The sequence below is a fragment of the Chitinilyticum aquatile DSM 21506 genome, assembly GCF_000430805.1.
GTDB classification, from domain to species: Bacteria; Pseudomonadota; Gammaproteobacteria; order Burkholderiales; family Chitinibacteraceae; genus Chitinilyticum; species Chitinilyticum aquatile.
This window is the reverse complement of the sequence record NZ_AUMS01000016.1, coordinates 42,683-55,834: the sequence shown is the minus strand read 5'-3', so window position 1 is coordinate 55,834 and position 13,152 is coordinate 42,683. Positions and strand designations below refer to the sequence as shown.

The following is a 13,152-nucleotide window of genomic DNA, read 5'->3' as shown; positions in this document are numbered from 1 at the left end:
ATTCATGACCCCGTCTTGCCGGCCCGCTGATAGCGGCCGCCCGGCAGAACCAGGATAGTCCCTTGCAACTCCAAGCCGAGCAGAATCTCGCACAGTGCGCCATGAGTCAAGCCCGTACGCACGACAAGCGAATCCAGATCAATCGGCCCCCACCCCATTTCGGCCAAAACGCGTACTTCCATCCCACCCTCCTGCGGGTAGTCCGCCACGGCAGGAGCAAGCCCGTCCTTCATCGCTGCTGCGGACTCAATATCCGGAAACTCGGTCAGAATATCATCGACCTCATCAACCAGTTTTGCCCCCTGCTTGATCAGCCAGTGGCAGCCTTTGGCGAGCGGAGAGTGAATAGAACCCGGTATGGCAAATACCTCGCGCCCCAGGTCGGCGGACTGGCGGGCCGTAATCAGCGAACCGCTACCCAGCGCAGCCTCGACCACGAGACAGCCGCTCCCCAGCGCAGCAATCAGCCGGTTACGTTGCGGGAAATTTTCAGCCTTGGGCGGGGTCCCCAAGGGAAACTCGGAAAGCAGCAGGCCCTGCTCCGAGATCTGGTGCGCCAGCTGATGGTTGCTTGCCGGATAAACCCTGTCCAGGCCAGTTCCCACCACCGCTACCGTCATCCCGCCCACCGACAATGCTCCACGGTGTGCGGCGGCATCAATCCCGGCCGCCAAGCCACTGATAACCGTCATCCCGCTTCCCGCCCATGCCGCGGCAAAATCGTGTGCACTCTGCCCCCCTTGCGGAGTGGGGTTTCTGCTTCCGACAATTGCGAGGCCGGTATGCAGCAGCAGTTCGCGATTGCCTTTGCAATAAAGCAGCACCGGGGGGTCGGGCAAGTCCAGCAATGCACGGGGGTAGGCCGGGTCGCCAAGCGTCAAAATGCCTTGCCCGGGTTCAGTCAGCCAGCCTTTGGCCGCATCCAGTGCGGACCAGGAATCCGCACTCATGGCGTACTGCAAACCGGCAAGGCGCTCGGCACCCAGCACTGCGGCAACCTCGGGGGGAATACCGGAGCGAAGATTCTGCGGATCACCGACCTGCTGGAGTATCCTCAAACGACGACGCGTGGTCAGTCCTGGCGCCAGGGCCAGTCTTAACCACGCGTCGTAAGCGTTTTCCGAAAGCAAGGTTTATTCAGCGCCTGCCGGTTGGCCCTTCACTGCGTCGCCGTAAGTCACGGCATCCGTGCTATCAAGCACCAGCCCGTAAGAGAGCGTCGGGAATACGCGGTAGACGAATACGCTGCCATTGCGCAGCGGGGGCGTGATGCGTTCCGCCTCGTCATCCTTTTCCTTCTTGATTTTCTTGCCCGGCTTGTAGGCAAACAATACCGTACCTACATCAACGCCGTCATTGGCGCCGCGATTCAGCACCACGGTAGAGAGCGAGCCGACATAGCGCTCGCCACCATAAGAGGAAAGCACCTTGGCATCGATCGGAAGTTCAGGGAGATGGGGCACGTAATTGACGAAAGGTTTTTCCGGGGCCTTGACCAGACGGGCACCAATCGGAATTTCACGCACCGAGCGACTCACCCGCAGGGTTGCTACTTCTCCGGACTGGGTAACGACAGCGTCACCCAGATAGGCCAGCTCCAGACCAATCTTCACTTCCTTCTTGTCCGGATCCAGTACAGAGGCTCGATTGATGAAAATCTGCCAGATTTCACCCGGCTGGCCATTCATGTCAACCGCATAAATAGTATCCCCCTGACCGAACACCACGCGATTGTCCGGCCCAGCGCCGACACGCGGCGCGGCGAGATAATCGGCTTCGGCCATGACCAGCGGCTTGTCAAGGAAGGGGTCAATGGCCGCAGCGGGAATACTCGTGATCGCAGTACCCTGCAGTTGCTCGACACGTGCCCTGGGCGACAGTTTTTCGGTTCCGGAGGCTTTCTGGTTTTTCAGCAGGCGCAGGCAGGGCTTGCCATCGCACTGGGCCAGCAGGATGACGTCACCAGGATAAATCCAGTGCGGATTCTTGATTTCGGCCTTGTTCATCTGCCAGATTTCCGGCCAGCGCCAGGGCTGCTTCAGAAACTTGCCCGAAATGTCCCAGAGCGTATCGCCCTTGACGACCACATAACGCTCCGGCGCATCTTTAGCCAGCTGCAAGGTATCGGCACTTGCCACACCGGCAGAACCAAGCGACAAAAGAAGCGATATAATCAATTTACGCATGCTGATATGCCCATTCCCTGCCAGTTGTCATCAATACCCTTCACAAGGTAGACCACGCCGGCAACAATTGCGATAGCCTTGCTGCCAATACCCATTACCGGGTAACTAGACAGAAAGACCAGATTTCCTGATTCTGCATACAAACTTTTTAGCCCGCAAGAAAATATGGCCATTTTGAACATTTTGCACTACCCGGACGAACGCCTGCATACCGTTGCCAAGCCGGTCGAGGTTTTCGATGACGCCTTGCAGCAACTGATCGACGACATGGCCGAGACCATGTATGCCGCACCGGGCATCGGCCTTGCTGCCACGCAGGTCAATGTACACCGCCGCCTGGTTGTCATCGATATTTCGGAAACCAAGGATCAGCTGCTGGTGGTCATCAATCCGGAGTTCATTGAAAAAGACGGCATCACGACTTACGAAGAAGGCTGCCTGTCGGTTCCCGGCATCTATGAAGAAGTCGAGCGTGCCGAGCACGTCAAGATCCGAGCACTCGACCGCCACGGCAAGCCTTACGAACTTGCGGCCGACGGCCTTCTGGCTATCTGCATCCAGCATGAAATCGACCACCTCGACGGCAAGGTCTTCGTGGAAAAGCTCTCGCGCCTGAAGCTCAACCGTATCGTCCAGAAGCTGAAGAAGAACCAGCGCAAGACGATGTAATGCCGGCAGCGGCAGCAATGCCACCCATCCGGCCACAGACCTTGCAGCAAAAGGGCTGCAGCCCGATACCCCGTACAACACTCGCATCCAGCAGGATCGCCCGATCATGAACGTCGTTTTTGCCGGTACGCCGGACTTCGCTGCCAGCGCACTGGCTGCCATCCATGCCGCAGGCCACACCATCTCACTAGTGCTGACCCAGCCCGACCGCCCGGCTGGCCGCGGCATGAAGCTGACTCCGTCACCGGTCAAGGTGCTGGCAGAGCAACTCGGCCTTGCGGTCTACCAGCCGGAAAAACTGCGCACCGCTGAACAGCAGGCACCACTGGCAGCGCTGACAGACTGCGACGTCATGGTCGTCGCCGCCTACGGCATCATCCTGCCGCAGGCCGTACTTGACCTGCCGAGACTGGGCTGCCTCAACATCCACGCCTCGCTGCTGCCGCGCTGGCGCGGCGCGGCGCCAATCCAGCGCGCCATCCTGGCGGGCGACACGGAAACCGGCATCACCATCATGCAGATGGACGCCGGACTCGACACGGGCGACATGCTCTCACGCCACATCACGCCGATCGCCGCGACAGACAACGCCACCACCCTGCACGACAAACTGGCCGAGCAAGGCGCCGAAGCCATTGTGGGCGCACTGGCCGACCTCGCCGCACTGCAGGCCAGGCGGACCCGGCAGCCAGAAGACGGTGTTACTTATGCCGAAAAGCTGCGCAAGGAAGAAGCGCAGATAACCTGGGCCAGGAGCGCCACAGAGCTTGACCGCATGATCCGTGCCTTCAATCCCTTCCCATCGGCGCAGACCACTCTTGACGGCACCGCCATCAAGATCTGGCAGGCGGAAATCTGCGCAGGCAGTGGCGCACCGGGGCAGATTCTGGCGGCTGGCAAGGGCGGCATTGTCGTGGCCTGCGGCGAAGGCGCACTGCGCATCACCGAACTGCAGCGAGCCGGCAGCAAGCGGCTCGATGCCGCGTCGTTCCAGGCCGGCATCCCGCTCGCCAGCGGCATGCGCTTTGGGTAATTTCACCATCCGGCAGACCAGCGATTGAATCTTTCCGGCACGGCATCCATCTAATTCCTGACGCTTTAGCCACGCAGGAGACGACGATGTTCAACATGTTCAAGACCGCCATACTCATGGCCGCCATCACCGCACTCTTTGTCGCCATCGGCGGCATGGTCGGCGGGCAGGCGGGCATGCTGCTGGCCCTGCTGTTTGCCGGCGGCATGAATCTGTTCGCCTACTGGAATTCGGACAAGATGGTGCTGCGCATGTATAACGCGCGCCAGGTCGACGCCTACAGCGCGCCCGAGTTCTACGGCATGGTAGCCGAACTGGCGCAGAAGGCCGGCCTGCCGATGCCCAAGGTCTACATCATCGACGAAGCCCAGCCGAACGCCTTTGCCACCGGCCGCAATCCGGAAAACGCGGCAGTTGCCGCCACCACCGGCATCCTGCGCATGCTCACCCCGCGTGAAATCCGCGGCGTGATGGCGCATGAGCTTGCGCACGTACAGCACCGCGACATCCTGATTTCCACCATTTCGGCGACCATGGCCGGTGCCATTTCCGCGCTCGCCAATTTCGCCATGTTCTTCGGCGGCCGCGACGAAAACGGCCAGCCAGCCAACCCGATTGCCGGCATTGCCGTTGCCCTGCTGGCGCCGCTTGCTGCCAGCCTGATCCAGATGGCCATTTCACGCGCTCGCGAATTCGAAGCCGATGCCGGCGGCGCGCGCATCAGCGGCGATCCGCACGCACTGGCCGATGCACTGGCGAAAATCGACGCGTACGCCCGCGGCATTCCGCTGCATACCGCCGAAGCGCACCCGGAAACCGCGCAGATGATGATCATGAATCCGCTGGCCGGACGCGGCGGCCTCATGGACCTGTTCCGCACCCACCCGCGCACGGAAGAACGCATCGCCCGTCTGCGCGCACTGGGTAGTACCAGATAACCCACCAATGTGTTTGCCTGCAGCCATTGAATTCAAATGGCTACAGGCAAATACCCAAAGGAACCATGTTTCTCACCCAAAAACTAGCCAGCCAGACACTCAGTGCCGTACTGGACGGACAGAACCTCACCGAAGCACTGCAACTGGCATGGCGGCGCAACCCGCAGCTGACGCCACAACAGCGCGGCGCGATTCAGGATGCGTGTTACGGTACGCTGCGGGAACTGGGCCTGTGGCAGACCGTACTGGGCAAACTGCTGAAGGCGCCACTGAAAGAAGCCGCCATCGAATCGCTGCTGCTGATCGCCCTGCAGCAGCTGGGCAGCGCCCGTGCCGCCAGCTACGCCATCGTCGATCATGCCGTGCAGGTCGCAGGAAAAACGGGCAAGGGGCAAGCCAAGGGACTGGTCAACGCCGTGCTGCGCAACTTTCTGCGCCAGCAGGACACCCTGCTGGCTGAAGCACGCCAGGTGCCACTGGCGCGCTGGAATCACCCGGCCTGGTGGCAGACCACCATGCGCACAGCCTACCCGCAGGACTGGGAAGCCGTGCTGACCGCCAACAACCAGCACCCGCCAATGACGCTGCGCGTGAACCGTCGCCACAGCACTCCCGAAGCCTATCTGGCACTACTGGCGGAAGCGGGCATTGCCGCGCGGCCGCTGGGCCGGCACGCTCTGCAGCTCGACAAGCCAACCGGCGTCGACCAGCTGCCGCACTTCAGCGAGGGCTGGGTGTCCGTACAGGATTACGGTGCCCAGCTGGCAGCCGCTCTGCTCGACGTGAGCGATGGCCAGCGCGTACTCGACGCCTGCGCCGCCCCCGGCGGCAAGACCGGCCACATTCTGGAGCTGGCAGACGTGCGCCTCACCGCCATCGACAGCAGTTCTGAGCGCCTGCAGCGCGTGGCGGACAATCTGCAACGCCTGCACTTTGACGCCACGCTGCAGTGTGGCGATGCCAGCCGCCCCGCTGACTGGTGGGATGGCCAGCCCTTTGACCGCATCCTGGCTGACGTACCCTGCTCGGCTTCCGGCGTAACCCGCCGCCATCCGGACATCAAATGGCTGCGCCGGCCGGAGGATTTCCGCAAATTTGCGGTACAGCAAGCACAGATGCTCGATGCGCTCTGGCCCTTGCTGGCTGAAGGCGGCAAACTGCTGTACGCTACGTGCTCCGTTTTCCCGGTGGAAAATGCCGATTCGGCCAGCGCGTTTGCCGCCCGTCACCCTGACGCACGCCGCCTTGCGCTGCCCGATTTCCTGCCCGCCACCGGCCAGTTACTGCCGACCCCGGAGCATGATGGGTTTTATTACGCGCTTTTCTGCAAGGAAACCCCGCGGGCTTAGCCTGCTGCTGGCGCACGCCCTGCTGTTGCTGAGCGTTCTGACCTGTGCGGCCGAAATTTCGCCGCTGAAGGCGGAAGCCCGCCTCGGCAACAGCCAGGTCGAAGTCAGTGCCCGCTTCAGCATCACCCTCCCTCCCGCCGCTGAACTGGCCCTGCAGAATGGCACCACGCTGCCCTTCACCTACCAGTTCCAGCTCAAGAAGCCGCGCATGCAGGCCTGGTACCAGCAGGTGAAAAGCGGCTTTGGCGCCATTGCCACCAATACCTACCGCCTCAGCTACCATCCGCTGACGCGGCAATACCGCGTTTCCAGCAATGGCATCGCGCGCAATTTCGCCAGTCTCGAAGAAGCCATCCAGGCTATTGCGACCATCGGCGGCTGGATCGTCCTGAAAGACACCTCGGTCGGTGACGAACCGGAGAACTTTGCCGGCAAGATAAGGCTGATCCTCGATTTCGACCTGCTGCCCAAGCCCCTGCAGATCAATGCGCTGGGCAACAGCGAATGGCGCATCGATTCGGACTGGCAGGATCTGCAGGTCATTGCCGCCAGCGGAGGCAACCCGTGAAGCGCCTGCTGCTCGTTTTTGCCGGCCTTGGCGCCGTACTGCTGTTTTTGCTGGCAACAGCAGCCGGCAACGCCTCGGCCTTTTCCGAATACTACGACGTCGTCCTGATCCTCAACCTGCTGCTGCTCGGCGGCATGGCCGCGCTGGTCATCGGCCACCTGCGCCGGCTGCTGCAGCGCGTGCGCAGCAAGATTTTCGGCTCGAGACTGATGCTGCGGCTGGTGCTGATGTTCGCACTGGTCGCCATCTTGCCGGGTGCACTGGTCTACACGCTGTCAGTGCAATTCCTGAACCGCTCGATCGAAACGTGGTTCGACGTGCGCGTCGACAATGCACTGGATCGCGGCCTCAACCTTGGGCACAACGCCATCGATTTCCAGCTGGGAGAGCTTGTCCGCAAGGGCCAGGTCATCGCCTGGGACATCCATGACAATCCGAGCAGCACGCTGCTGACGCGCCTGACCCAGCTGCGCGACACCACCGGCGTACAGGAAATCACGCTGTTTGACGAAAACGGCAACGCCAGTGCCCATATCGGCAACGAGAAAGCCAGCCTGATTCCGCCGCAGCCTGATCGCAAGATGCTGCGCAAGGCCGCGTATGAGCCCTTCAGCGGGCTGGAAGAAGGGCTTGGTGGCGTACTGGATATGCGCGTTCTGGTGGCGCTACCCGGCAGCGGCTTCAGCGACAAGAAGCGCTTCCTGCAGCTGATCCAGCCCGTACCGCAGCAGCTGGCACAGGATGCCGAACTGGTCGAGCAGGTGCGCAGCGAATACAAACAGCTCTCGCATTCGCGGCAGGGGCTGAAAATGATCTACAGCCTGACGCTGACGATCGCGCTGCTGATCGCTCTGCTGGGCGCACTGGTGCTGGCGCTCTATCTTTCCGACAAGCTGGCCGCGCCACTGTCGCTGCTGGCCGCCGGTACCCGTGCCGTGGCGCAGGGCGACTTTAGCCAGCAGCAGCCAGTCGTCAGCCGGGACGAGCTGGGCATTCTCACGCACTCGTTCAACCGCATGACGCGCCAGCTGTCCGAAACGCGCGCCAAGCTCGAGCAGAACCAGGCCGAACAGGCAGCGGCCAAAGCCTATGTCGAGGCCATCCTCGGGTCGATTTCGGCCGGCGTACTGTCCTTTGATGAAGACTGCCTGCTGCAGTCCACCAATCTCAGTGCACTGCGCATTCTGGGGCTGGACCCCGCCAAGGTCGACCAGCTGCCGCTGGGCCGCTGGCATGAGCCCTATCCGGTGCTGGCGAAATTCTGCGCGGAAGTACTGCGCGGCGTGCTGTCGGAAGAAGATCACTGGCAATGCCAGGTTGAGCTGCCGGAGGACAAGCGCGTGATGCTGGTCCATGGCACGCGGCTGTCCGGCATGCCCGACGATTTCGACATCATGGGCGGCTTTGTCGTGGTGTTCGACGACATTACCGAGCTGCTGTCAGCCCAGCGCGACGCAGCCTGGGGCGAGGTGGCGCGCCGGCTGGCGCATGAAATCAAGAACCCGCTCACGCCGATCCAGCTCGCGGCCGAGCGCATGGAGCACAAACTCGCGGACAAGCTCGAGCCGCAGGCGGCCGAGCTGCTTACACGCAATACGCAGACCATCGTGAAGCAGGTCGGCGCCCTCAAGCAGATGGTCGACGCCTTCCGCGATTACGCCCGCAAACCATCCGGCAAGCGCCAGCCGCTCGACTTCGCGGCCCTGCTGCGCGAGATTCTGGTGCTGTACGAAGCCGCACCGATCGAGCGCCATCTGATCACCACGACACCGCTCATGGTCAAGGGCGATGCAACGCATTTGCGCCAGGTCATCCACAACCTGCTGCAGAACGCGCAGGATGCCATTCGGGAAAGTCCTGACCCAAAAGTTTGCATTCGTTGCGAAAAAGACGAAAAATGGGTGCGCTTTAACATTTCAGACAATGGTCCGGGCTTCTCCAGTGAGCTCCTGCCCCGTGTTTTCGAGCCCTACGTCACAACAAAAACCAAAGGAACCGGGCTGGGATTGGCCATCGTGAAAAAAATCATTGAAGAACATCACGGACGCATCCAGGTGGGCAATCTGCCCGATGGAGGCGCGTTTGTGCGCATTGAACTGCCGCTGTGGGAGGATGCAATAAGTGGCTAGTCAGGATATTTTGATTGTCGATGATGAAATCGGCATCCGGGAATTGCTCTCGGAAATCTTGCAGGACGAAGGCTACAGTGTTGCCGAGGCGGAAAACGCCGAAGCAGCCCGTCGCTACCGCAATCAGGCCATCCCGAAAATGGTGCTGCTGGACATCTGGATGCCGGACACCGACGGTGTCACCCTGCTGAAGGAGTGGTCGCGCAACGGCCAGCTCACCATGCCGGTGGTGATGATGTCGGGCCACGCCACGATCGATACGGCAGTCGAAGCCACCCGCATCGGCGCGCTCGATTTCCTCGAAAAACCGATCGGGCTGCAAAAGCTGCTGGCGGTGGTCAAGCGTGCCATGACGCAGCAGGTCGCCCCCCCAAAAGCCATGCAGGGGTTGCAGAGTCTCGGTAGCAGCGCTGCCATTGCCGCACTGCAGGAGACACTCGATCAGGTCGGGAAACAGCCTCTGCCCATTCTGCTGACCGGCGAGCCTGGCGCCGGCTATGAACTGTGTGCACGTTATCTCACCCCGCCCGGCGGCCCCTTCATTGCGCCCAACGCCAATGACGATCTGGCTTCCGCCCCACAAGACCTGCTCAACCGCGCCAGCGGCGGCACGCTCTTCCTGCGCGACATTGCCTGGCTGGAACGCAAGGCACAGCAGAGCCTGCTGGGCCTGCTGCCCAAGCTGGAAAAGCAGAAAATCCGCCTGGTCTGCGTCAGCAGCCGCTCACTCGACCAGCTGGTACCGGTCTTCGACCCGGAACTGCTGCGGCAACTGACCCAGATCATTGTTCCCATTCCGGCGCTGCGCGAACACTCGGAAGACATTCCGCAACTCGCCAGCCAGCTGCTCGCGCAACTGCCCAGCCAGTGCGGCGAACGCCACTTCTCGCGTGCTGCGCTGCAGTTGCTGGCGCAGCAAAGCTGGCCCGGCAACCTCGACCAGCTAGCAAATGTGGTGAAAAGCCTGGCACTAACGTGCCGCACGCCGGAAATTGACGTGCTGCCGGCCAGCCGCCTGCTCGCGCAGATCGGCCCGACCCAGGGCTGCGAATCCGGCCCGACCGCCGCATCGACCATGCCGCTGCCGCAGCTGGATCTGGATCTGCCTCTGCGCGAGGCGCGCGACCAGTTCGAAAAGTTCTATCTGGAGCGCCAGATCGAGCTGGCACGCGGCAACATGAGCCGGGTGGCTGAAAAGATCGGTCTGGAGCGCACGCACCTCTACCGCAAGCTCAAGCAGCTCGGCATTCAGATGCAGAAAAAGAATCGCACTCACGACGAGGAATAACCTCACCCCGGTATCAACCCGAAACCCAACAAGTAATTAGGCTTCAGGCAGATACCCTTGCAAACACGACCGGACTGCCGCAATGCATCCGGTCGTTTTTCATAGGCATTCATCATGTCGCGCATCCTGATCCTCGGCGCCGGACGAGTCGGCTCATCGGTAGCCGAACAATTGGTGCTGGAAAAATACGACGTCACCATCGTCGACAGCAATCCGGCACTCCTCAAGCCACTGGCTGACCGCCTCGACCTGCGCACCATCGTCGGCGACGCCGGTTCGCCTGCGACACTGACGGCAGCCGGCGCGGCGGATTGCGATCTGCTGCTCGCGGTCACGCCCAGCGACGAAGCCAATATGGTCGCTTGCAAGGTGGCGCACGAGCTGTTCAATGTCCCGACCCGGCTGGCGCGCATCCGCAAGCAGGATTACCTGGGACACCCGGGCCTGTTCAACTCCGGCAACTTCGCGATCGACCACGTGATCACGCCGGCGCAGATCGTCACCGATTACCTCGTCAGCCTGATCGAAACTCCGGAAGCGCTGCAGGTTCTCGAATTCGGCGCCGGCAATGCGGTGATGGTCGCCGTGCGGATCGAAACCGGTGCACCGGTCGACGGGAAATCGCTCAGCGATCTGAAGGTACTCCTGCCCAAGAGCGAATGCCGCGTTGTTTCGATCTACCGGAAGAACCGCCGCATCCGCCCCGATGGCGACAGCGTGTTGCATGTGGGCGATGAAGTATTCTTCCTGGCCGCCAAGCGCGACATCCGCAAGGTGCTGCATGAATTCAGAGCCGAAGATCGCGCCATCCGGCGCATCACCATCGCCGGAGGCGGCAATGTCGGCTACAGGCTGGCGCGCGCGATCGAGCGGGATTACCAGGTAAAACTGATCGAAAGCAACCGCGAACGCGCCAACTGGCTCGCCGAAGCACTGCCATCGACGCTGGTCCTGTGTGGCGAAGCCACCGATGAAAACCTGCTCGACACCGAGCAGATCGAACGCTGCGACCTGTTCCTCGCGCTGACCAGTGACGACGAGGACAACATCATGTCGGCACTGCTGGCCAAGCAGATGGGAACCGGCAAGACGATTGCCATCATCAACCGCAGCAGCTATGTCGACCTGCTGCAGGGCGGGCGCATCGACGTGGCCCTCTCGCCAGCGCAGGCAACGATCGGCTCGCTGCTGGCGCACGTGCGCCAGGGCGACATTGTGGCCGTGCACAGCCTGCGCCGTGGCGCAGCCGAAGCCATCGAACTGGTCATCCACGGCACGCGGGATACCTCGCGCGTGATCGGCCGCCGCGTGGAAGAACTCAAGCTGCCCTCCGGGGCCGATCTGGCGGCGCTAATCCGCGGCAATGAAGTGCTGATGGCGCATCATGACACCGTGCTGCAGGCTGATGATCATGTCATCATCTTCATCGACAACAAAACCCACATCCGCGAAGTTGAAAAACTGTTCGCGGTCAAAGTGGGCTTTCTCTGAGACCTGCCATGGCCCTGTCCCGCCGCGTACTGCCGGTCGCCAACGTCCTTGCCCGAGTGGCAGGGCTGTTTTCCCTGTCGCTGCTCGCGCCGATTGTGCTGGCCTGGAGCCAGGACGAAGCCGCGCTCTGGCCATTCATCGATGCGCTGATCGGCCTGCAGATCGCCTGCGCGCTGATCTTTCTGCTGACCCGCCGCTTCAAGCGGGAAATGCAGGCGCGCGACGGCTTCATTCTGGTTGTCGGCCTGTGGACGGTGCTGCCCGCCGTTGCAGCGGTGCCGCTGATGCTCTACAACCCGCAATGGAGCTTTACCGATACGTATTTCGAGGCAATGTCGGGGCTGACAACGACTGGTGCGACGGTTTTCAGCGGGCTGGACAATCTGCCGGCATCAATCAATCTGTGGCGCCACCTGCTCAACTGGCTGGGCGGCATGGGGATCATCGTGCTGGCCGTGGCCATCATGCCGCTCCTTGGCGTGGGAGGGATGCAATTGTTCAAGGCCGAAACGCCGGGACCGATGAAGGACGCCAAACTCACGCCACGCATCCACGAAACCGCACGCAACCTCTGGCTGGTCTACGCCGGCCTCACCCTGCTGTGCACGCTGCTGCTGAAGTTCGCGGGCAAGATGAGCTGGCTGGATGCGGTCTGCCATTCCTTTGCCGCGCTTTCGCTGGGCGGCTTCTCGACCCGGGATGCCAGTGTCGGCTACTTCAACTCGCCGGTCGTCGAAGGCATCCTGATCGTTTTCATGCTGCTGGCCGCAACCAATTTTGCCACGCATTACCTGGCCATCACCGGGCGCCGGCTCTCGACCTACTGGCAGGACAGCGAATTCAAGACGATGCTGCTGCTGATTGTAGGCAGCACGCTACTGCTGGCCGGCTATCTGGTCTGGCATGGCACCTATCACGATTATCTGGTTTCCGTGCGGCACGTTGCCTTCAATCTGGTCTCGATTGCAACCGACAGCGGCTTTGCCAGCCAGGATTTCGGCCGCTGGCCGATCTTCGTGCCGCTCGTGATGCTGATGCTGTCATGTGTAACGGCCTGCGCCGGCTCGACCGGTGGCGGTATCAAGATGGTACGCACCCTGGTTCTGTGGCGCGAATCGGGACGCCAGTTCATGAACCTGATCCATCCGCAGGCAGTCCGTCCGGTGCGGGTGAACGGCAACATCATCCCTTCGCCGGTCATTTTCGCGGTGATGGGTTTTGTTTTCCTGTATGTACTGAGCATCATCGTGATGACGCTGGCGCTGCTGCTGAGCGGCCTCGATTTCATCACTGCATTCAGTGCCGTTCTTGCCTGCATCAATAACGCAGGGCCGGGGCTGGGAGCGGTAGGGCCGGCTGGCAATTATTCCAACCTGAGCGATGTGCAGGTCTGGATCTGCAGCTTCACGATGCTGCTGGGGCGGCTGGAAATCTTCTCGGTACTGGTACTGTTTACACCGGCCTTCTGGCGAACCTGAGCCACGCCTTGCGGCGTGGCCCG

General features: G+C 61.6%; 11 protein-coding genes. 9 read left to right on the top strand and 2 right to left on the bottom strand.

The features are described from left to right. Positions 1 to 2 precede the first annotated feature (2 nt). Both dprA and H559_RS0111595 read right to left on the bottom strand, forming a co-directional pair. Positions 3 to 1,130: a DNA-processing protein DprA gene (gene dprA / locus H559_RS0111600; RefSeq protein ID WP_028452850.1), complete on the bottom strand. Its 1,128-nt coding sequence runs from the start codon at positions 1,128 to 1,130 to the stop codon at positions 3 to 5. A 3-nt stretch (positions 1,131 to 1,133) separates the two neighbouring features. After that, positions 1,134 to 2,186, bottom strand: a complete 1,053-nt coding sequence (locus H559_RS0111595) for a LysM peptidoglycan-binding domain-containing protein (RefSeq protein WP_034640985.1) — start codon at positions 2,184 to 2,186, stop codon at positions 1,134 to 1,136. Positions 2,187 to 2,351: 165 nt separating this feature from the next. Between H559_RS0111595 and def the strand changes: the two genes are divergently transcribed. The 9 genes from def (at position 2,352) to H559_RS0111550 (ending at position 13,129) form a co-directional block, all read left to right on the top strand. Continuing rightward, positions 2,352 to 2,855 (top strand): peptide deformylase, encoded by a 504-nt coding sequence (gene def / locus H559_RS0111590; protein WP_028452848.1) that lies wholly within the window; start codon positions 2,352 to 2,354, stop codon positions 2,853 to 2,855. 106 nt (positions 2,856 to 2,961) lie between these two features. Beyond that, the gene (fmt, locus tag H559_RS0111585) at positions 2,962 to 3,888 is read left to right on the top strand and encodes a methionyl-tRNA formyltransferase (protein ID WP_028452847.1); all 927 of its coding nucleotides are present in this window, start codon (positions 2,962 to 2,964) and stop codon (positions 3,886 to 3,888) included. Between the two features lie 86 nt (positions 3,889 to 3,974). Further along, positions 3,975 to 4,826: a zinc metalloprotease HtpX gene (gene htpX / locus H559_RS0111580; protein WP_028452846.1), complete on the top strand. Its 852-nt coding sequence runs from the start codon at positions 3,975 to 3,977 to the stop codon at positions 4,824 to 4,826. 65 nt (positions 4,827 to 4,891) lie between these two features. Next, a complete protein-coding gene (rsmB, locus tag H559_RS0111575; RefSeq protein WP_028452845.1) occupies positions 4,892 to 6,175 on the top strand; it encodes a 16S rRNA (cytosine(967)-C(5))-methyltransferase RsmB in 1,284 nt (427 codons plus the stop codon). Beyond that, positions 6,126 to 6,743, top strand: coding sequence for a DUF4390 domain-containing protein (locus tag H559_RS0111570; protein ID WP_081413022.1), 618 nt, complete (start codon positions 6,126 to 6,128; stop codon positions 6,741 to 6,743). Before rsmB ends, H559_RS0111570 begins: the two co-directional genes overlap by 50 nt. Further along, positions 6,740 to 8,872 (top strand): sensor histidine kinase, encoded by a 2,133-nt coding sequence (locus H559_RS0111565; RefSeq protein ID WP_028452843.1) that lies wholly within the window; start codon positions 6,740 to 6,742, stop codon positions 8,870 to 8,872. Before H559_RS0111570 ends, H559_RS0111565 begins: the two co-directional genes overlap by 4 nt. Next, entirely contained in the window at positions 8,865 to 10,160 is a 1,296-nt protein-coding gene (locus H559_RS0111560; RefSeq protein WP_028452842.1) for a sigma-54-dependent transcriptional regulator, read from the top strand. Before H559_RS0111565 ends, H559_RS0111560 begins: the two co-directional genes overlap by 8 nt. A gap of 114 nt (positions 10,161 to 10,274) precedes the next feature. Next, on the top strand, positions 10,275 to 11,651 hold the full coding sequence (gene trkA / locus H559_RS0111555) for a Trk system potassium transporter TrkA (protein ID WP_028452841.1): 1,377 nt from the start codon (positions 10,275 to 10,277) through the stop codon (positions 11,649 to 11,651). A gap of 8 nt (positions 11,652 to 11,659) precedes the next feature. Continuing rightward, positions 11,660 to 13,129: a TrkH family potassium uptake protein gene (locus tag H559_RS0111550; RefSeq protein WP_034640980.1), complete on the top strand. Its 1,470-nt coding sequence runs from the start codon at positions 11,660 to 11,662 to the stop codon at positions 13,127 to 13,129. Positions 13,130 to 13,152 lie beyond the last annotated feature (23 nt).

Coding starts and splice junctions, on each gene's coding strand:
- H559_RS0111595 (WP_034640985.1), bottom strand. CDS start 2,186: ATGCGTAAATTGATTATATCGCTTCTTTTGTCGCTTGGTTCTGCCGGT.
- def (WP_028452848.1), top strand. CDS start 2,352: ATGGCCATTTTGAACATTTTGCACTACCCGGACGAACGCCTGCATACC.
- fmt (WP_028452847.1), top strand. CDS start 2,962: ATGAACGTCGTTTTTGCCGGTACGCCGGACTTCGCTGCCAGCGCACTG.
- htpX (WP_028452846.1), top strand. CDS start 3,975: ATGTTCAACATGTTCAAGACCGCCATACTCATGGCCGCCATCACCGCA.
- rsmB (WP_028452845.1), top strand. CDS start 4,892: ATGTTTCTCACCCAAAAACTAGCCAGCCAGACACTCAGTGCCGTACTG.
- H559_RS0111570 (WP_081413022.1), top strand. CDS start 6,126: ATGATGGGTTTTATTACGCGCTTTTCTGCAAGGAAACCCCGCGGGCTT.
- trkA (WP_028452841.1), top strand. CDS start 10,275: ATGTCGCGCATCCTGATCCTCGGCGCCGGACGAGTCGGCTCATCGGTA.
- H559_RS0111550 (WP_034640980.1), top strand. CDS start 11,660: ATGGCCCTGTCCCGCCGCGTACTGCCGGTCGCCAACGTCCTTGCCCGA.